The following is a 19,997-nucleotide window of genomic DNA, read 5'->3' on the forward strand; positions in this document are numbered from 1 at the left end:
TAACAACCGCCATGGCACCGTGCGAGCCACGTAGTCATGCAGACGGGAGTTGTGGATGAGTACCGAGAAGAAAGCCGATTTCTCCGGCGTCAGCGCCAGCGTCGACAGTACCGCCGAGCAGGTGCCGAAGGCGGACTTCTCCGGCGTGAGCGCTTCGGTGGACAGCACCGCCGAGATCGTCAGCGGCGGCACCTATACCGTGCAGAAGGGTGACTCGCTGTCGAAGATCGCCAAGCAGCATCTGGGCGACGCCAACGCCTGGAAGAAGATCTTCGAAGCCAATCGCGATGTGCTTGACGACCCGGACAAGATCTTCCCGGGCCAGACCCTGAAACTGCCGCCGAAGTAAGCCGGCGATCAAACGCCGTCCGACAATCCCTGGGAGGAACCCCGAATGATCAAGACCACCCCGCTCCAGACCGCCCTGATCGCCGCCCTGTTGGGCAGCGTTGCCTTGGTCGGTTGCAAGAAGAAGGAAGAGTCGACCGACACCAACGCCGCTCCGGCCGCCACGGCTCCGGCCGAGCCGGCAGCGCCGGCACCGATGACCGGTGCACCGCCGCCGATGGCGGAAGCTGCCGCGGTCAGCGTTTCCACCGTCACCGTGGGCAAGACCGCTGCCGCCGACAAATCGGTCGCCCCGGCTGCACTGTTCTCGCCGAAGGATGATGTCATCGTCTCGGTCAAGACCGATGGCGCCGCCAACAACGTCAATGTCGGTGCCAAGCTGACCTTCCAGGACGGCCAGGTGGCCGGCGAACAGACCGCGACCCTGAATGCCAGCGGCGCGGAGACCACCAACGTCACGTTCAAGAATGCAAAGGGCTGGCCGGCCGGCAAGTACCGCGCCGAGGTCACGGTCGATGGCAAGGCGGCTGGAACGCCGCAGGAGTTCGAGGTCAAGTAAGTCCTGCCGACTCTCTCCCGGCAGGACTCACGATGGACGCAGCCGCAAGGCTGCGTCCTTTTTTATTGGCCGGTGGCTGGCTTCATCCATGCATGGCGTGGATTCACTGACGGCGGCGTTCGCGCAGATCCACGCCGCGCGTGGATGGATCACAGCGTTGCCGCCGTGCAGTACCGCCGCGTATGGCGCGGCTTTGCCCCGCGCGGCTGAAAACGCGACAATGCAGGGGTTTCCCCGCCGCGCGCCCACCCTGACGGCGACGGGGGAAAGCGACACGGTTGCACGTGGCCCGGCGCTGGCGCCGGCCTTCCCCTGAGCATTGCTACAGAGTCCAAGTCCCCCATGTCCAAGATCCTCTACACGCTGACCGACGAAGCACCGTTCCTGGCGACCCAGTCGCTGCTGCCGATCGTCGACGCCTACACCGCCACTGCCGGCATCGTGGTGGAAACCCGTGACATCTCGCTGTCCGGCCGCATCCTGTCGCAGTTCCCGGAACTGCTGTCCGACGCGCAGAAGGTCAGCGACGACCTGGCCGAGCTGGGCCAGCTGGCGACCACCCCGGACGCCAACATCATCAAGCTGCCGAACATCTCCGCCTCGGTGCCGCAGTTGAAGGCGGCCATCAAGGAACTGCAGGACCAGGGCTATCCGCTGCCGGATTACCCGGAAACCCCGGCCGACGACCAGCAGCGCGACTACAAGGCGCGCTACGACAAGGTCAAGGGCAGTGCGGTGAACCCGGTTCTGCGCGAAGGCAACTCCGACCGTCGTGCACCGCTGTCGGTGAAGAACTACGCGCGCAAGCACCCACACCGCATGGGCGCCTGGGCGTCGGATTCGAAGTCGCACGTCGCGCACATGGCCGCCGGCGATTTCTACGGCAGCGAGAAGTCGGCCACCCTGGCCAACGCCGGTGCGCTGAAGATCACCTTCCACGGCAAGGACGGCAGCGCCGTCGTGCTGAAGGAAAAGACCACGGTCAAGGCCGGCGAGATCGTCGATGCCGCCGTCATGAGCCGCAAGGCGCTGGCCGCGTTCATCGGTGAGCAGATCGCCGATGCCAAGGCCCAGGGCGTGCTGTTCTCGCTGCACCTGAAGGCGACCATGATGAAGGTCTCCGACCCGATCATGTTCGGCGTGGCGGTCAACGAGTTCTACAAGGACGTGCTGGCCAAGCACGCCGACGTGCTCAAGCAGGCCGGTTTCGATGCCAACAACGGCATCGGTGACCTGGCCGCGCGCCTGCCGTCGCTGCCGGAAGCCACCCGCGCCGCGATCGAAGCGGACCTGGCCGCCGAGTACGCGCAGCGTCCGGGCGTGGCCATGGTCAATTCGGACAAGGGCATCACCAACCTGCACGTGCCGAGCGACGTGATCGTCGACGCCTCGATGCCGGCGATGATCCGCGACTCGGGCAAGATGTGGAACGCCGAAGGCAAGCTGCAGGACACCAAGGCGGTCATTCCGGACCGCTGCTACGCCGGCGTGTACCAGGCCGTCATCGACGACTGCAAGGCGCACGGCGCCTTCGACCCGGCCACCATGGGCTCGGTGCCGAACGTCGGCCTGATGGCGCAGAAGGCCGAAGAGTACGGTTCGCACGACAAGACCTTCCAGATTGCTGCCGACGGCGTGGTCAAGGTCACCGACGATGCCGGCAACGTGGTGTTCGAACACGCCGTGGAAGCCGGTGACATCTGGCGCATGTGCCAGACCAAGGACGCGCCGATCCAGGACTGGGTCAAGCTGGCCGTCGAACGCGCCCGCCTGAGCAGCACCCCGGCCGTGTTCTGGCTGGATGCCGCCCGCGCCCACGACGCGCAGGTCATCGCCAAGGTCGAGCAGTACCTGAAGAACCACGACACCACCGGCCTGGACATCCGCATCCTGCCGCCGGTGGAAGCCACCGCGTTCTCGCTGGACCGCATCCGCAAGGGCGAGGACACCATCTCGGTGACCGGCAACGTGCTGCGCGACTACCTGACCGACCTGTTCCCGATCATGGAGCTGGGCACCAGCGCCAAGATGCTGTCGATCGTGCCGCTGATGGCCGGTGGCGGCCTGTTCGAGACCGGCGCCGGTGGTTCGGCCCCGAAGCACGTGCAGCAGTTCGTCGAAGAGGACTACCTGCGCTGGGATTCGCTGGGTGAGTTCCTGGCCCTGGCCGCGTCGCTGGAACACCTGGGCAACCGCTACGACAACGCCGCCGCCCGCGTGCTGGCCAAGGCGCTGGACGAAGCCAACGGCCAGTTCCTGGACAACGACAAGTCGCCGTCGCGCAAGCTGGGTGGCATCGACAACCGTGGCAGCCACTTCTACATCGCGCTGTACTGGGCGCAGGCGCTGGCCGCACAGGACGAAGATGCGGCACTGAAGGCACGCTTCGCACCGCTGGCCAAGGCACTGACCGACAACGAGCAGAAGATCGTTGAAGAGCTGATCGCGGTGCAGGGCAAGGCCGTGGACATCGGCGGCTACTACCGCCCGGACGTCGCCAAGGCGAGCAAGGCGATGCGCCCGAGCGCGACCTTCAACGCCGCGCTGGAGCAGCTGCGCGGCTGATCCATCGCCGTTCGGTCGTGACACCGGAACCCGCGCTTCGGCGCGGGTTTCTTTTGGGCTCCGGGTCAGAACCCTTTTGCCATGCAAAAGGGATCTGACCCCATTCGACCCGCGTCCGGAACCGTGATTCCCGTCGGCTGTCGGAATGTCGTCAACGAGGCATGAAACTTGCCCGCGATGGCCGTCGCAGAACTGATCGGGCACCGTCTGCAACCGCCCTCGATCTGAGCAGTCGATCACGACGGCTGCCGCTGGCGATGCCCTAGCCTTGGCGACGCGAGGCCACCGGGGAGGTGGCCGCACGGGGAACACGGATGGCACGCGTGCTGGTAGTGGGAACCGACATCCAGGGCGAGCAGGCCCTGCTGCAGCGGCTGCGCGTGGCATCGGCCCTGCCGGACGGCCAGATCCGCCGCAGCCAGGACCTGGACGATTGCGACCTGCTGGTCATCCGCGATACGCCGGCGCTGCGCAACGCGGCCCAGCGCATGCGCCAGCAGCGTCCGCGACTGCAGTGCTGGATCGAAGACATCGGCGGCCAGCTGCGTGATGGCGACGGGCACCAGGACGTGCTTGATGACAGTGCCATCGGTCGCGCGCTGCGTCGCATGCAGTTGGCAGTGGAGCCCTTGGCCATGCACGCACCCGCACCGATCCGCCTGGCTGATGGTGCGCATGCCATCACCCGTCTGCTGCGCGAGCGGCTGCCGCTGCGACAGGGCCAGGCCCTGTTGAGTGATGCGGGCGAGCCTCTGCTGCTGATGGACCTGGAGCATGACCAGGCCGTGCTGCTGCAGGAACCGGCTACGGCCCTGGTGGAGCGTTTGGCCGATGCCTTCGAACGCCTGCAGCTGGATGCGCTGACACCCGCACGCCTGCATGGCCTGGCCGGCGAGCGGCCACGCCAGCCACTGCGGCCGCTGCTGTGGCAATGGGCGCAACGCAGCCGCCATTGGCAGGCACTGGACGAACGCCTGCGCGGTGCTTCGGTAAAGCTGCTGCGCTGGCCCGATTTCCGTGTGCTGGGCCATGACCATGATGGCTTCCGCCTGTGCTCGCTGCTGCTCAAGCGCGCGTGCACGGTGGACGAGTGCGCGATGTTGCTTGATCTGCCGCCTGCGGCCGTGCGCGATTTCATCCATGCCGCTTACCTGTGCGGTTACGCGCAGCTGCAGGCAGCACCGGCGGTACCGCTGCCGGAACGCGCTGCCGGCGCTGACAACGGCCTGCTCGCCCGCCTGTGGCGTCACCTGCGTGGGAGCGAACGCAATGCGTGAGCACAAGGTGGTGGTGCTGGGTGGCATGGGCAGTGGCAAGTCGACCCTGGTGCGCAGCATCGCGGCCGGCGCGGTGGTCGACACCGACGTGGCCAACAGCGACCGCCTCGGTGCCGACAAGGCCTCCACCACCGTCGCCCTGGACTATGCAGATATCGACCTGCCCAATGGCGAGCGGCTGCGCCTGTATGGCACGCCGGGACAGCAGCGTTTCGATTTCCTCTGGCCGATCCTGCTGCAGGGCGCCCGCGGCGCCGTGCTGCTGCTGGATGCGCGGCGCGCGGGCGTGGTTGCCGAACTGGAGGATTATCTGCAGGTGTTGCGGCCGTTCGCATCGTCATTGGCGCTGGTGGTGGCCGTCACCCATCTCGACCAGGCACCGCACGCCGCGCTGGATGACTGGGCCGCCCTTGCCTGCCTTGATGACCAGCCGCTGCCGCTACTGGCCGTGGATACCCGCGACCGCGAACAGGGATTGCTGCTGATGGATGTATTGATGGGCGAGATGGAAGCGCACGCACTGGTGGCCGCGCATGGCTGACGGACAGGTGGCGCTACTGCCCGACGCCGGCCAGCGTGAGCGCCTGCAGCCCTTGCTGCGAGACCTGCAGCAGCGGGTGGAAGGCATACGCACGGTGGTGCTGGCCAGTGTGGATGGCTTCGCCCTGGTCAGTGCCGGTGCCGAAGGGCGCGGTGAACGCCTGGCAGCGATGACCAGCGCGATGCTGGCGCTGGCTGCAGCAGTGGGGCGCGAACTGGTGCTTGGGGATCTGCAGACGCTGATGCTGGAAGCCGCGGGCGGCAAGGTGCTGATGCTGGCGATCCAGGCCGAGGGGCGCGTGCCGTTGCTGCTGATGGCGGCCTGCGACCAGCGAAGCGTGATCGGCCAGGTGCTGTGGCAGAGCAGGGAATGTGGCCAGGCGATCCTGGCCGAACTCGGCGGATCGTGAGCCCGGCCGCAGGGGAACGAGGGGCTCGAACCAACATCGACAAGGGGTGCGACGTGGCTGGACTGAATGAATCGTTGAACGCACTGATGGGCATCGACGGCGCGCAGGCAGTGGCGCTGGTCGACTATGAAAGCGGCATGCTGCTGGGCGAAGCCGGTGCCGGCATGGACATGGAAGTGGCCGCCGCCGGCAACACCGAAGTGATCCGTGCCAAGATGAAGACCGCCGCATCGCTGAACCTCAACGACAGCATCGAGGACATCCTGATCTCGCTGGGCAAGGCGTACCACATCATGCGCCCGGTGGCGAAGAAGAAGGGCCTGTTCTTCTACATCGTGCTGGACCGTACCAGGTCCAACCTGGCATTGGCACGGCGCAAGGTGCAGGACGTGGAAGCCGAACTGGCGATCTGAGCCAGTAGTGCCGGCTGCTGGCCGGCATCTGCATCGATCCCTCGACGGTCCAGGTGCTGCCGGCCAGCGGCCGGCACTACCTTCGCGCTCGACGGCATCGCACACGCCAGCGTATGGTGAAGCCGGTCCTCCCGGGTGAGCCATGCATGTCCAGGCCTGACATCGCTGCCGAGCTGGCACCGCGCATCGCGGTAGCCATCCGCGACGGTTTCGAGCAGTACCACGCCCGCTTTGCGGCGATCACCGCGCGGGCGCGGCAGCGCTTCGAGCAGCGCGACTGGGCCGGTGCGCGACAGGATGCGGTCGAGCGCATCGCCCTGTACGACCTGTGCATCGCCGAGCAGATGGATGCGCTGCGCCGCCTCGCCGGTGACGCGATCGGCGAGCGCGCGCTGTGGTTGCGGGTGCACGCCCGCTACAGCGCGCTGCTGCAGGGCCTGATCGACGCCGAGCTGTACAAGACCTTCTACAACACGTTGTCGCGGCGCCTGTTTGCCATCCGGGGCGTGGACCCGGCGCTGGAGTTCATCGCCTTCGATGTCGAACCCTCCGATGCCATCACCCACCCGGTGGCGCGGCATACCTACGCGGTTTCGCCGACGCGGCCGGTGGAGGCGCTGCAGCGGGTGCTGGCCGACTATCGCTTCGATATCCCCTATGCGCACCAGCTGCGCTGCGCCGCGGCCATCGCGGTGCGCCTGCAGGATGACCTGGCCCACTGGGGCGATACGCCGGTACGCAGCATCGAGCTGCTCGACACGGTGTTCTACCGCGAGCGCCGCGCTTACCTGGTTGGCCGCGTGTTCGGCGAGCACCGGTTCTCGCCGTGCGTGATTGCCCTGGTGAACGACGAGCGTGGCCTGCGCGCCGATGCGGTGCTGACCCGGCGCCGGGACGTGGCCCACCTGTTCGGCGTGTCGCGCAGTTACTTCCAGGCCAACCTGGCCACGGTAGGTGATGCGGTGGTGTTCCTGCGCAGTCTGCTGCCGGGCAAGCCCATCGATGAGATCTACACCGTGCTGGGCCGCGCCAAGCAGGGCAAGACCGAGCGCTACCGCACCTTCTTCCGTCATTTCAACGAGCACCCGCAGGAGCGGCTGGTGCATGCAGAGGGCACGCCGGGCATGGTCATGGCGGTGTTCACCCTGCCCAGTTACCCGCTGGTGTTCAAGCTGATCCGCGACCGTTTCGCGTGGCCCAAGGCGATGTCGCGACAGCAGGTGGAAGAGAAGTACGCGCTGGTGTTCAACCTCGATCGTGTCGGCCGCCTGCTCGATGCGCAGCCCTATCGTCATCTGCGCTTCCCGCGCCAGCGCTTCGCGCCGGCCTTGCTGGATGAACTGCTGCAGCAGTGCGCGCAGAGCGTACGCATCGATGGCGATGAGGTCGAAGTCGCACTGTGCTATGTGCAGCGTCGTTTTCGTCCCTTGAATCTGTACCTGCGCGAGCAGGGCGCGGAGGCGGTGCGGGCGGCGGTGCTCGACTATGCGCAGGCGATCACCGACATGGCGCGCAACAACATCTTCCCCGGTGACATGCTGCCGAAGAATTTCGGCGTATCACGGCACGGCCGGGCCGTGTTCTACGACTACGACGAGCTGTGTCTGGTCAGCGACTGCGTCTTCCGCGCCTGGCCGCAGCCGCGTACGCCGGAGGAAGCGATGTCCGACGAGCCATGGTTCCATGTCGGTCCGCGCGACGTGTTTCCCGAGCGCTTCGGCCCGTTCATGGGCCTGCCCGCTGCAGAGCTGGCAGCGGTGCGCGAGCACTACCGGCACCTGTTCGACCCGGGCTGGTGGCAGGGCCTGCAGGAACGCTTCGCCCGAGGTGACTATCCGGACACGCCGCCCTATGCTGGCGCGCACCGGTTGGCGTGAGCCAGCTGTCATGGGTGTTGGGACTGAGGTACTCTCGCCCTTCATCACCAAGGATCCGGCAATGATGCGTTCCCCATTGTTCCTCGCTCTCGCGTTGGCCGTCGGTGCCGGCGCTCCGCTGTTAGCCGGCGATGCCAACGCGCAGACCACGCGCGCGGTGCGTGCCACCACCGAATTGAGCATGACACTGACCGGAAAGATCGAGGTCACGGCAGAAGGCGCAGTCAGCGCTCTGGTGCTCGATCAGAAGGCAAACATCAGCCCGGGTGTTGCCGCGTTTGTTGAACGCACCATTCGCCCTTGGCGTTTCGAGCCGACGCGGGTCGATGGCAAGGCCGTCGCCGCACAGGCACCGTTTCGGGTGCGTCTGCGTGGCAAGTCCACGGGCAAGGGCGACTACGAAGTCAGCATGACCAGCGTGGATTTCAGCGAGTACGATCCAAAGGCCACCGATTCGGTGACCGCAGAGCGCCTGGCGCCGCCGCGCTATCCGGACGAGGCAATGAGGATCGGTGGTCAGGGCGATGTGATCCTGATCATCAAGGTCGCCCGTGATGGCACGGTGGCCGACGTCATCGCCGAGCAGGTCAACATGACCGTGGCGGGGCCGGAGCGGACCATGGCCAAGCTGCGCGATGTGCTGGCCAAGGCCAGCATCAATACCGCCCGCAAGTGGACCTTCATTCCTCCAAGCAGCGGGAAGGACGTCACACGGGAATTCTGGTCGGTACGCGTGCCGGTCAACTATGCGTTCTCGGATGATCGCAATGCCGCTGCCGAGCGCTATGGCCGCTGGCGCGCCTTCATTCCAGGACCGAAGCAGCGCGCACCGTGGGTGACCGGTGACGCGGCGGAAAACGGCAGCGACCTGCTGCCCGAGGGCGGCATCTACATGGTCGACGGCGCCAAGCGCGGCCTGCGCCTGCTGACGCCGCTGGAGCAGGGCTGACGATCACTGCGGAGCCGGCCAGCCCGGCTTCGCGTCAATCGGCGTAGGGGTAGACCACCACTCGGTTGCGGCCCTGTTCCTTGGCCAGGTACAGCGCCTTGTCGGCCAGCCGCAGCGCCTGCTCGGCATCGACATGGAAGCTGGGGAAGTGGGCCACGCCCAGCGAGACGGTGATGGTGCCGACCGGTTCAAACGGATGGTCGGCAATGTGCTGGCGCAGACGCTCGCCAGCCTGTCGCGCTGACTCGGCGCTGATGCCCGGCAACAGCAGCAGGAACTCCTCGCCGCCGGCGCGGCAGAGGATGTCGCTGTCGCGCGAGTAGCGGCGCATCTGGTTGGCGATGTGGACGATGGCAGCGTCGCCGACGTCATGGCCGTGGTTGTCATTGATCGATTTGAAGCGATCGATGTCCAGCGCCAGGATCGCGAACGGGATGCCCTGTACCTGCAGGGCATCCAGCGCCTGCTGCAGGCCGCGGCGGTTGAGAAGACTGGTCAGCGGATCGGTGCGGCTGGCGCGGTTGAGCGTGCCGATGCGGTCCTGCAGTGCATTGAAGCTGTGCAGTACCGCCTGCTTGAGCTGGGCGACCTCGAAGTACCACGCGCGGATGCCGCTGACGTGGCTGATCGCATTGCCGGTGTCTTCGCCGCCCTGCACGTTGCGTGCGAGCTGCCACAGCGGCATCGAGATGCGACGGGCGAACCACCAGGTGATCAGCAGCGACAGCAGGCCCAGCGGGATTGCGTTCCAGATTACCGCAGTCATCAACCGCGACAGCGGCTGCAGCGTGGCCTCGGTCGGGCGCTGGGCGATGATGCCCCAGCCGGTGGCCGCCACCGGCGCATAGCCGGCCAGCATCGACACGCCCAGGTTGTTGCGCACCTGCTGCGCGCCACGCTCGCCGCGCACCACGGCCTTTACTGCGGGGTTGCCGACCACGTAGTCGCCCACCCGCTTGCCATCGGCGTGGTACAGCAGGCGGCCATGGCGATCGACCACGTACAGGTAGGAACCATCACGGTAGTAGTGCTTGCCCAGCAGCGTGTGCAGTGCGCTGCGCTGGCGCAGGTACAGGGTGCCGCTGACGTAACCACGGTAGTGGCCCTGGCGATCGAAGATCGGGTGCGACAGCGAGACCAGCAGCTTGCCGGTGGCCGACTGGTACGGGTCGCTGATCATCGGCTGGCGCGCGGCCAGCGCGGCATTGTTGCCGACGCTGTGCAGCACTTCGCCCTGCAGCTGCAGGGTCTGCGGCGAGGTGGCGATCACCAGGCCGTCGGCATCCACCACCAGCGAAGAGTTGAAGCTGTTGGTCTGCAGCTGCAGGCGGCTGGCTTCGTCCTGGGCCTGTGCCGGGTCGAGGTTGCCCTGGCCGAGCCGCGTGGCGGCGTAGGCCAGTTCCTGCTGGGCAGCCAGCAGGAAGTTCTGGGTCGTTTCGGCCAGTTTGGTGGCGTAGACGCGGTTGGCCTCCAGGGTGTTGCCGACCAGCTGGTCGCGCTGCACCCGGTAGCTGGCCAGCAGGGTGTTGGCCAGCGCGATGATGGCGCTGAGCAGGGCCAGGGCGAGGATCAGCTTGCCCAGGTTGAGGCGGGGAGACAGCGTTCGCATGCGTCGACGGATCCGGCAGGAGGCTGGACCCGACCGGTTCTCCGGAAGGGGCGACAGCGGGAATCGGTGGCCAGGCCCTCGGGGCCGGGCAGGGCATCGGGCGGATTATCGCCAAAACCGGGCGGCGGTGAAGTGAAGTGGGTCGCCCTGCAGGTGAAAAAAAACCTGCCGCAGCGAGCGGCAGGTTCTTTTCGATGCAATGCCGTGGCTCAGCGCTTCATCGAACCGAAGAACTCGTCGTTGGACTTGGTGTTCTTCATCTTGTCCAGCAGGAACTCCATCGCCGCCATTTCATCCATCGGATGCAGCAGCTTGCGCAGGATCCAGATCTTCTGCAGCAGTTCCGGTTCGATCAGCAGGTCTTCGCGGCGGGTACCCGAACGGTTGATGTCGATGGCCGGGAACACGCGCTTTTCAGCGATACGACGGCTCAGGTGCACTTCGCTGTTGCCGGTGCCCTTGAACTCTTCGTAGATCACCTCGTCCATCTTCGAGCCGGTGTCGACCAGCGCGGTGGCGATGATGGTCAGGCTGCCGCCTTCTTCCACGTTGCGCGCGGCACCGAAGAAGCGCTTCGGGCGGTGCAGGGCGTTGGCGTCCACGCCACCGGTCAGCACCTTGCCCGAGCTCGGCACCACGTTGTTGTAGGCGCGGGCCAGGCGGGTGATCGAGTCGAGCAGGATCACCACGTCCTTCTTGTGCTCGACCAGGCGCTTGGCGCGCTCGATGACCATTTCGGCCACCTGCACGTGGCGCGCGGCCGGTTCGTCGAAGGTCGAGCTGATGACCTCGCCGCGCACGGTGCGCTGCATTTCGGTCACTTCTTCCGGGCGCTCGTCGATCAGCAGCACGATCAGGTGCACGTCCGGGTGGTTGGTGGTGATGGCGGTGGCGACCTGCTGCATCATCATGGTCTTGCCGGCCTTCGGCTGCGACACGATGAGCGAGCGCTGGCCCTTGCCCTGCGGCGCCATCAGGTCGAGGATGCGGCCGGTGATGTCTTCCGACGAACCGTTGCCGCGCTCCAGGGTGAAGCGGCGGCGCGGGAACAGGGCGGTCAGGTTCTCGAACAGCACCTTGTTCTTCGACGCTTCGATCGGCTCGCCGTTGATGGTGTCGACGATGTTCAGCGCGAAGTAGCGCTCGCCGTCCTTCGGGAAGCGGATGCGGCCGGAGATATGGTCGCCGGTGCGCAGGTTGAAGCGGCGGATCTGGCTGGGCGAGATATAGGTGTCGTCCGGGCCGGCCAGGTAGCTGGCTTCGGCCGCGCGCAGGAAGCCGAAGCCGTCCGGCAGGATTTCCAGCACGCCGTCGGCGGCGACGCCGTCACCGTGGCGGGTCAGTACCTTCAGCAGGGCGAAGATCACATCCTGCTTGCGGGCGCGTGCCACGCCTTCGGAGATCTGCAGCTGCTCGGCGATTTCCAACAGCTTCTGTGCCGGCATGCGCTTGAGGTCGCTCAGCGAATAGACCGGGAAGCCTTCCGGTACGTTGGCGTGCGGACGCGGCACGAAGGGCTGCTGCTCGCCGCCGTCGTTGGGCATGCCGTCGTCGCGGAAGCGGTTGTTGTTGCGGTCACGGTCACGGTCGCGGCGGTTGCGGAAGCGGTCACGGCGGTTGCCCTGGCCTCCCTGGCCCTGCTGGCCGTTCTGGTTGTACGGGTTCTGGCCCTGGTTCTGGCCACCGCCCTGGTGGTTCTGCTGCCGCGGCTGGCCGGATTCGCGACCCTCACCACCTTCGCCACCGCCACTGCTGGCAGGGGCCTCGGCGGCGGGCGCGCTCGGTGCGGGGGCGGGGGCCGGTGCCTCGGGCGCGGCGGCCAGCGGCAGGGTCGGCTGCGCCGGAGCGGCGCTGGTTTCGGCGGCTGCCGGGGCGGCGGCCTTGCTCACGCGGGGCTTGCGCACGCGCTTTTCGGCGGGCGCATCGGCGCTGCCGGTTTCGGAAGTGTTATCGGACAAGAGCGTTATTCCTCGCTTGAAGGTGCGAGCGCCCGGCTGGGGCGGCGAACGTTGGGAATGGGTCTGGAAGAAACTGCGTCCAGAGGGTGCGGCACGCGAACGCGGCCGGATGTGCCGACACTATCATCGGCCTGCGGCGCCGTGCAAGGGCTGCCGGGAACAGCATTCATCATGGACGCAGGGCGTCCGCCGGCAGCCGCGGGTGGCGGCTGCCGGAAAACAGCAGGATCAGGCCAGGGCCTTGTCCAGCAGGCCGGCCAGCTGGGCCTTGCCCACCGCACCGATCTGCTCGCCGACCTTCTCGCCGTCCTTGAACACGACCAGGTACGGGATCGAACGCACGTGGTACTTGGCGGCCAGCGCACGATTGTGGTCGACGTTGACCTTGGCGATCTTGGCGCGGCCCTGGTAGGCATCGGCCAGTTCGTCCAGCGCCGGGGCGATCATCTTGCACGGGCCACACCATTCGGCCCAGAAATCGACCAGCACCGGTTCCTTGGAATTCAGCACTGCGCTATCAAAGTCGGCGTCGCCGACATGTACAACCTTGTCGCTCATCTTGGTTTCTCGTCTTGGATTGCACCCGGCCATGCCGGAGGTGGGTGAACTGGGCCATGCCCGGTGGCGCGACCCTCGTCGTTGCCTCGCGGCGCACTGCCGCGGTGCGTTCGGCGGGATGCCTGGACGCTCACGGCCGGCAGTGTACCCCTATCGCAGGGCGGGGACAGGCGCCGGCTGGAACCCAGCGTATCGTGATCGCTTCGAAGCCCGGTATGTGTCGGATTTCACTGTCTTCCCGAAGATGGGGGTGGCAGCGGGCGACACCAGCGGGACCGGCGGGGTCGTTCAAGTCCCGTGTGGCTGGATGAAGGCGCGCCGTCTCTCCATCCGGTGAGACGGGGCATTCCGGTTTGCCGGCCCGAGTGCGTTAAACTGGGCCATTGTGCGGCGCGCGGACCGGGTGGTCCCAGCCTGCCAACCCGCCGCAGGGGCCGCAGTTTGCGACGGTGCCCCTAGACGATGAAGTGCCAGCCGCCCCACGGGCCGGCGGCCATACCAAGACGGACTCATGAGCGACAAACCGCTGACCGATTTGACCTTTTCCTCCTTCGAGCTGCACCCGGCCCTGCAGGCCGGCCTTGAAGGAGCCGGATTCACCCGCTGCACCCCGATCCAGGCGCTGACCCTGCCGGTCGCGCTGCCCGGCGGTGATGTCGCCGGCCAGGCCCAGACCGGCACCGGCAAGACCCTGGCCTTCCTGGTCGCTGTCGTGAACCGCCTGCTGACGCGTCCGGCGCTGGCCGATCGCAAGCCGGAAGATCCGCGTGCGCTGATCCTCGCCCCGACCCGCGAGCTGGCCATCCAGATCCACAAGGATGCGGTGAAGTTCGGTTCCGACCTGGGCCTGCGCTTCGCCCTGGTCTACGGCGGCGTGGATTACGACAAGCAGCGCGAGCTGCTGCAGCAGGGCGTGGACGTGATCATCGCCACCCCGGGCCGCCTGATCGACTACGTCAAGCAGCACAAGGTGGTGTCGCTGCACGCCTGCGAGATCTGCGTGCTGGACGAAGCCGACCGCATGTTCGACCTGGGCTTCATCAAGGACATCCGCTTCCTGCTGCGCCGCATGCCGGAGCGCACCACCCGCCAGACCCTGCTGTTCAGTGCCACCCTCAGCCACCGCGTGCTGGAGCTGGCCTACGAGCACATGAACGAGCCGCAGAAGCTGGTGGTCGAAGCCGAGACCATCACCGCCGCGCGCGTGCGCCAGCGCATCTACTTCCCGGCCGACGACGAGAAGATCCCGCTGCTGCTGGGCCTGCTGTCGCGCAGCGAAGGCGCGCGCACCATGGTCTTCGTCAACACCAAGGTGTTCGTCGAGCGCGTGGCGCGTTCGCTGGAAAAGGCCGGCTACCGTGTCGGCGTGCTGTCCGGTGATGTGCCGCAGAAGAAGCGCGAGAGCCTGCTCAACCGCTTCCAGAAGGGCCAGCTGGAAATCCTGGTGGCCACCGACGTGGCTGCGCGCGGCCTGCACATCGACGGCATCAAGTACGTCTACAACTACGACCTGCCGTTCGACGCCGAAGACTACGTGCATCGCATCGGCCGCACCGCGCGCCTGGGTGAAGAGGGCGACGCGATCAGCTTCGCCTGCGAGCGCTACGCCATGGGCCTGCCGGACATCGAGGCCTACATCGAGCAGAAGATTCCGTCCGAGCCGGTCACCAAGGAGCTGCTGACCCCGCTGCCGCGCCCGGAACGCCCGGCACCGGCTGCAGGCGAGGAAGGCGAGGACAACGAAAGCGTCGGCCAGATCTTCCGCGAAGCGCGCGAAGCCCGTGCCGCCGAGGAAGAGCGTCGGGGCGGTGGCCGCAGTGGCGGCCGTTCCGGCGGTGGTGGTGGTGGCCGTGGTGGCCGTGACGGTGAGCGCAGCGGCGAACGCCGTTCGCGTGGCCCGCGCAAGCCACGCGCGGAAGGCGAGCAGGGCGCTGCCGCGCCGGCCGCCGGTGCCGAAGGCGCCGCTGCCCAGGCCCCGCGTCCGCCGCGCCCGCCGGGCGCCGAAGGCGCACCGGAAGGTGCTGCGGACGGCGAGCACAAGCCGCGCAAGCGCCGCCGCCGTCGCCACGGTCGTCCGGTCGAAGGTGCCGAGGGCGTGCAGAACGCCGCCGGCAATGGCGCCAGCCCGGTCACGCCGGTGCAGGTGGTGGCCAAGCCGGTGCGCACGGCTGCTGATACCGGCGATTCGTTCCTGACCCGCATCGGCCGCAAGATCCGCCGGATGCTGTCGGGTAACTGATCGGCGCTGCCGATCAGCGGGTAGCACCCGACCGTTGGTCGGGTGGCTTCAAGGGCGTGCCGACCAACGGTCGGCACCCACCCTGGCTGGCAGTTGTGTGGGTTGCCGGCCAGCGGCCGGCACTACCGCTCGTGTGACCGTCTCCACGACGTCGCGCCGGTCCTGCATAATCGGGGCATGAGTGTCCTGCGCTTCGACAATGTCAGCAAACAGTACGCCGGTGGCCACGAGGCACTGACCGATGTCAGCTTCGAGGTCGCGCCGGGCGAGATGCTGTTCGTCACCGGCCATTCCGGTGCGGGCAAAAGCACCCTGCTCAAGTTGATCCACCTGGACGAGCGGCCCAGCCGTGGCGCGGTGGTGTTCGACGAGCGCAACCTGCTGAAGGTGCGTGGCGGCGATGTGCCCCGCCACCGTCGCGCGGTGGGTGCGGTCTACCAGGACCACCGCCTGCTGATGGACCGCTCGATCGCCGAGAACGTGGCGCTGCCGCTGATCCTGCGCGGCACCCGCCGTGGCGACATCAGCAAGCGCGTGCGCTCGGTGCTGGAACGGATGGGCCTGGGCCACCGCGAGAAGGCGCTGCCCTCGCAGCTGTCGGCCGGTGAGCAGCAGCGCGTTGGCATCGCCCGCGCCATCGTCGGTGAGCCCAAGCTGCTGGTGGCCGATGAGCCGACCGGCAACCTCGACCCGACCCTGGCGGCGGAGATCATGGCCCTGTTCGCCGAGCTGCCCGCGCGCGGCACCAGCGTGCTGGTGGTCAGTCACGACCTGCCGCTGCTGCGCCGCATGCGCAAGCGCGTGCTGATCCTCGACCACGGCCGGCTGGTGGATGACATCTCGCCGCAGGATCTGGCGGAGTAACGCATGGCGAAGAACGAAAACAGCGAAGCCGCCGCCCCCTCGCGCGTGGGCGTCTGGTTCCAGCACCACGCGCACAGCGTGGTGTTCAGCCTCGGCCGTGCCTGCCGCAAACCGTGGGCGACCCTGCTGACGGTGATGGTCATGGCGCTGGCGCTGGCCCTGCCGCTGGGCCTGTCGATCGCGCTGGACAACCTCAAGCAGTTCGCCGGCAGCGTGCAGCAGTCGCGCGACATCAATGTGTTCCTGAAGGGCAACGTCGATGGCCCCGGCGCGCTGCGCCTGGCCGGCCAGCTGCGCGACCGCGATGACGTGGCCGAAGTGAACGTGCGCACGCCCGAGCAGGGCCTGCAGGAACTGCGCGACGCCGGCCTCGGCGAGGCGATCGACGCACTCAATGACAACCCGCTGCCCTCGCTGCTGGTGATCACCCCCGGCCAGGGCAAGGACGACGCGCGCCTGGCGCGCGCGCTGGAGAGCCTGCCCGAGGCCGACCTGGTGCAGCACGATGCACTGTGGCGCCAGCGCCTGGATGCCTGGCTGGCGTTCGGCGCGCGGCTGGTGCAGGTGCTGTCGGTCCTGCTCGGCGTCGGTGCCGCGCTGGTGGTCGGCAACACCGTGCGCCTGGACATCCAGGCCCGCCGCGAAGAGATCGGCGTGCTGCAGCTGCTCGGCGCCAGTGATGGCTTCATCCGCCGCCCGTTCCTGTACCTGGGTGCGTGGTATGGCCTGGGCGCCGGCGCGGTTGCGCTGGCCCTGATCGGCGCCGCCGGTGCCGCGCTGCGCGTGCCGCTGGCCGAACTCTCGCGCAGCTACGGCAGCCCGTTCGTGCTGCACGGCCTGGACCTGCTGCACGGTGGCCTGGTCCTGCTCGGCACGCTGCTGCTGGGCTGGCTGGGTGCGTGGCTGGTCACCGGCCACTTCCTGCGCCAGACCCGACCGACCGACACCTGAGACCGGCATGCAACCGCAAGCGCTGAAGCACCTTGAAGGGCCCGCGACGCGGGTGATGGTGGTCGATGGCTCGAAGCTGGTCCGCAAGCTGATCGCCGACGTCCTGCAGCGCGACCTGCCGGGCGTGGAGGTGATTGGCTGCGACAGCATCGAGGATGCGCAGCAGGCGCTGGCGCAGGGCCCGGTGGACCTGGTGACCACCTCGCTGACCCTGCGTGATGGCGACGGCCTGGCGCTGGCGCGGATGATCCGCGAAGCGGCCGGCCAGGCCTACGTGCCGGTGATCGTGGTGTCCGGCGATGCCCAGCAGCATCTGGAGCAGCGTCGCTTCACCGAGTACGTCACCGACTATTTCGACAAGGCGCTGGGCCACGAGGCGCTGGCGACCTTCATCCGCGGCTATGTGCAGCCGCAGACCATTCCCGGCGCGACCATCCTCTATATCGAGGACAGCCGCGTGGTGGCCGAGGCCACCAAGCGCATGCTCGAACGCCAGCAGTTGAACGTGCTGCACGTGGTCAGCGCCGAAGAGGCGTTCACCCTGCTCACCGCCGAGTCGCTGGGCCGCAGCCGCCATCGCATCGACCTGGTGCTGACCGACGTCACCCTGAAGGGCGAACTGAGCGGCCGCGACGTGGTGCAGCGCGTGCGCGTGGACTTCGGCTACGGCAAGCGCCGCCTGCCGGTGCTGGTGATGACCGGCGACGGCAACCCGCATAACCAGACCGGGCTGCTGCAGTCCGGCGCCAACGACCTGGTACTCAAGCCGATCGAAGAACGGCTGCTGGTCACCAAGGTGCTGTTCCAGCTGCGCCTGGCCCGGTTGAACGATGGACCCCTGATTCGATGAAGTGGTGCAATGATTGATGAAGTAGCGGACACCCCGACGATCCAGCTGGAACCGAGCTGGAAGCAGCATGTCGGCGATTACCTCCTGCAGCCGCAGATGCGCGAGCTGTCCAGCTTCCTGCGCCAGCGCAAGGCCAGTGGCGCGGCGGTATTCCCGCCCGGCCCGCAGATCTTCGCCGCATTCGACGCCACGCCATTCGAGCAGGTGAATGTGGTGATCCTCGGCCAGGACCCGTACCACGGCCGTGGCCAGGCGCATGGCCTGAGTTTCTCGGTGCCGCCGGGCGTGCCGGTGCCGCCGTCGCTGCTGAACATTTACAAGGAGATCGAGAGCGATCTCGGTATCCCGCGCCCGGACCACGGCTGCCTGATCCCGTGGGCGCAACGCGGCGTGCTGCTGCTCAATGCCGTGCTGACGGTGGAGGAGGGCAAGGCCGGCGCACACCAGGGCCGTGGCTGGGAAGGCTTCACCGATCACGTGGTGGACGTGCTCAACCGCGAACGCGAAGGCTTGGTGTTCATGCTCTGGGGTGCCTACGCGCAGCAGAAGGGCAAGGTCATTGATACCCGTCGCCATCGCGTTCTGAAGGCCCCGCATCCGTCGCCGCTGTCGGCCCATCGTGGCTTCCTCGGCTGCCGCCATTTCTCGATGGCCAACGAGTACCTGCTGCGTCGCGGCCAGGCCCCGATCGACTGGTCGCTGCCGCCGCGCTCGGTGCTCTGAGCGCCGGCTGGCGGCCGGGCCTGAACGCCGGACAACGTTCCCTGGCCTGAATGGGCCTCCAGAACGGCCCGTTCAGCTCCGCTTGACCGGAATCGGCCGGTTCCCGGCAGGTAATTGCTTGAATTCCAAGGGATTGTGAATCCCGAAAAGCGCGCTCGCCACTGTCATCAAATCGCGCTACGGTAGGGCTCTGTTTGGGACCAGTGTTGCATCAATAGGATGCTGGAACTTTTTCCTCCTTTAGCAGTCCAAATCCCGGACTGCTAAGATGGGTGCCTATGAGCCAGAACACCTCTACTGCCCTTGTGGCAAACAATCTCCCGATTCCCAGTGCGCTCGGTTCGCTGGACGCCTACATCGGTGCCGTGCACCAGATCCCGGTGCTGTCGGTCGATGACGAACAGGACCTGGCCCGTCGCTTCCGCGACGGCAACGATCTGGACGCCGCCCGCGAGCTGGTGCATTCGCACCTGCGCTTCGTGGTGCACGTGGCCCGCGGTTACAACGGCTATGGCCTTGCCCTGGGCGATCTGATCCAGGAAGGCAACATCGGCCTGATGAAGGCGGTCAAGCGCTTCGACCCGGACATGGGCGTGCGCCTGGTCTCCTTCGCCGTGCACTGGATCCGTGCAGAGATGCACGAGTTCATCCTGAAGAACTGGCGCATCGTGAAGGTCGCCACCACCAAGGCGCAGCGCAAGCTGTTCTTCAACCTGCGCAAGTCGAAGACGCGCCTGGGCTGGATGAACGCGGCGGAAGTGAGCGCGGTGGCCAAGGACCTGAACGTGTCCGAGCGCGAGGTCATGGAAATGGAGTCGCGCCTGTCCGGCCGCGATATCGGTTTCGACGCGCCGACCGACGAGGACAACGAACACGCACCGCCGTCGCCGGCTGCGTTCCTGGTTGCCGATGACGAAGACCCGTCGATGGCCTACGAGCGCGAGGACAGCGAAGACAACCAGATGCAGCTGCTGCGCGAAGGCCTGGCGGAACTGGATGCCCGCTCGCGCGACATCATCCGCCGTCGCTGGCTGGACGCCGACAGCAAGGTGACGCTGCAGGAGCTGGCCGACGAGTACGGCGTGTCGGCCGAGCGCATCCGCCAGGTTGAGGCGAACGCGCTGAAGAAGATGAAGGCGCTGTTCACCGCGTAAGGCGCGGGTGGCGTTGAAGTACTGAAAAGGCCCGGTAATGCCGGGCCTTTTTCATTTGTGGGGCTTAGCCACGCATGGCGTGGCTCTACTCTGACGCCAGGGCGGTGATTGCGCCGACCGGGTCATGTGCTGGGTGCTGATGTTCACGCCGTA

Annotated in this window: 18 protein-coding genes; 15 read left to right on the forward strand and 3 right to left on the reverse strand. The window is 67.1% G+C overall.

Translation table 11 applies throughout. From position 1 onward, the window contains the following. The first annotated feature begins 55 nt into the window (after positions 1–55). The 9 genes from AC5P9F_RS03665 (at position 56) to AC5P9F_RS03705 (ending at position 8,938) form a co-directional block, all read left to right on the forward strand. Positions 56–349, forward strand: a complete 294-nt coding sequence (locus AC5P9F_RS03665; RefSeq protein WP_005411287.1) for a LysM peptidoglycan-binding domain-containing protein — start codon at positions 56–58, stop codon at positions 347–349. A gap of 45 nt (positions 350–394) precedes the next feature. Next, on the forward strand, positions 395–907 hold the full coding sequence (locus AC5P9F_RS03670) for a hypothetical protein (protein WP_005411286.1): 513 nt from the start codon (positions 395–397) through the stop codon (positions 905–907). A gap of 342 nt (positions 908–1,249) precedes the next feature. Next, on the forward strand, positions 1,250–3,472 hold the full coding sequence (locus AC5P9F_RS03675; protein WP_005414674.1) for an NADP-dependent isocitrate dehydrogenase: 2,223 nt from the start codon (positions 1,250–1,252) through the stop codon (positions 3,470–3,472). 314 nt (positions 3,473–3,786) lie between these two features. Next, positions 3,787–4,749, forward strand: coding sequence for a hypothetical protein (locus AC5P9F_RS03680; protein WP_005411283.1), 963 nt, complete (start codon positions 3,787–3,789; stop codon positions 4,747–4,749). Next, a complete protein-coding gene (locus AC5P9F_RS03685) occupies positions 4,742–5,290 on the forward strand; it encodes a GTP-binding protein (RefSeq protein ID WP_049418054.1) in 549 nt (182 codons plus the stop codon). The genes AC5P9F_RS03680 and AC5P9F_RS03685 overlap by 8 nt, the downstream gene beginning before the upstream one ends. Next, a complete protein-coding gene (locus AC5P9F_RS03690; protein WP_005411281.1) occupies positions 5,283–5,699 on the forward strand; it encodes a roadblock/LC7 domain-containing protein in 417 nt (138 codons plus the stop codon). The genes AC5P9F_RS03685 and AC5P9F_RS03690 overlap by 8 nt, the downstream gene beginning before the upstream one ends. Before the next feature lie 53 nt (positions 5,700–5,752). Beyond that, the gene (locus AC5P9F_RS03695) at positions 5,753–6,112 is read left to right on the forward strand and encodes a hypothetical protein (RefSeq protein ID WP_005411280.1); all 360 of its coding nucleotides are present in this window, start codon (positions 5,753–5,755) and stop codon (positions 6,110–6,112) included. Positions 6,113–6,258: 146 nt separating this feature from the next. Further along, positions 6,259–7,989 (forward strand): bifunctional isocitrate dehydrogenase kinase/phosphatase, encoded by a 1,731-nt coding sequence (gene aceK, locus AC5P9F_RS03700; protein ID WP_164225654.1) that lies wholly within the window; start codon positions 6,259–6,261, stop codon positions 7,987–7,989. A 61-nt stretch (positions 7,990–8,050) separates the two neighbouring features. Beyond that, positions 8,051–8,938, forward strand: a complete 888-nt coding sequence (locus AC5P9F_RS03705) for an energy transducer TonB (RefSeq protein WP_043034296.1) — start codon at positions 8,051–8,053, stop codon at positions 8,936–8,938. A gap of 34 nt (positions 8,939–8,972) precedes the next feature. Here AC5P9F_RS03705 and AC5P9F_RS03710 read toward each other — a convergent pair whose 3' ends face one another. From AC5P9F_RS03710 to trxA, 3 genes are all read right to left on the reverse strand, one after another. Further along, positions 8,973–10,547 carry a sensor domain-containing diguanylate cyclase gene (locus tag AC5P9F_RS03710; protein WP_005411277.1) on the reverse strand — a complete coding sequence of 525 codons (1,575 nt, stop codon included), beginning with the start codon at positions 10,545–10,547 and terminating at the stop codon, positions 8,973–8,975. Positions 10,548–10,756: 209 nt separating this feature from the next. Beyond that, complete coding sequence (rho, locus tag AC5P9F_RS03715; protein WP_049395351.1) at positions 10,757–12,505, reverse strand: transcription termination factor Rho; 1,749 nt, start codon at positions 12,503–12,505, stop codon at positions 10,757–10,759. 228 nt (positions 12,506–12,733) lie between these two features. Beyond that, entirely contained in the window at positions 12,734–13,063 is a 330-nt protein-coding gene (gene trxA / locus AC5P9F_RS03720; RefSeq protein ID WP_005411275.1) for a thioredoxin, read from the reverse strand. A gap of 511 nt (positions 13,064–13,574) precedes the next feature. Between trxA and rhlB the strand changes: the two genes are divergently transcribed. From rhlB to rpoH, 6 genes are all read left to right on the forward strand, one after another. Beyond that, a complete protein-coding gene (rhlB, locus tag AC5P9F_RS03725; protein WP_111174146.1) occupies positions 13,575–15,302 on the forward strand; it encodes an ATP-dependent RNA helicase RhlB in 1,728 nt (575 codons plus the stop codon). 177 nt (positions 15,303–15,479) lie between these two features. Next, on the forward strand, positions 15,480–16,166 hold the full coding sequence (gene ftsE / locus AC5P9F_RS03730; protein ID WP_005411273.1) for a cell division ATP-binding protein FtsE: 687 nt from the start codon (positions 15,480–15,482) through the stop codon (positions 16,164–16,166). Positions 16,167–16,169: 3 nt separating this feature from the next. Beyond that, positions 16,170–17,117: a permease-like cell division protein FtsX gene (gene ftsX / locus AC5P9F_RS03735; RefSeq protein WP_005414664.1), complete on the forward strand. Its 948-nt coding sequence runs from the start codon at positions 16,170–16,172 to the stop codon at positions 17,115–17,117. A 7-nt stretch (positions 17,118–17,124) separates the two neighbouring features. Then, entirely contained in the window at positions 17,125–17,967 is an 843-nt protein-coding gene (locus AC5P9F_RS03740; protein WP_043034539.1) for a response regulator, read from the forward strand. A 9-nt stretch (positions 17,968–17,976) separates the two neighbouring features. Next, positions 17,977–18,690, forward strand: a complete 714-nt coding sequence (gene ung, locus AC5P9F_RS03745) for a uracil-DNA glycosylase (RefSeq protein ID WP_099473496.1) — start codon at positions 17,977–17,979, stop codon at positions 18,688–18,690. A 278-nt stretch (positions 18,691–18,968) separates the two neighbouring features. Continuing rightward, positions 18,969–19,844 (forward strand): RNA polymerase sigma factor RpoH, encoded by an 876-nt coding sequence (gene rpoH, locus AC5P9F_RS03750; protein ID WP_005411269.1) that lies wholly within the window; start codon positions 18,969–18,971, stop codon positions 19,842–19,844. The last annotated feature ends 153 nt before the right edge of the window (positions 19,845–19,997 follow it).

This window comes from Stenotrophomonas sp. YJH_SMC_4, assembly GCF_059371575.1.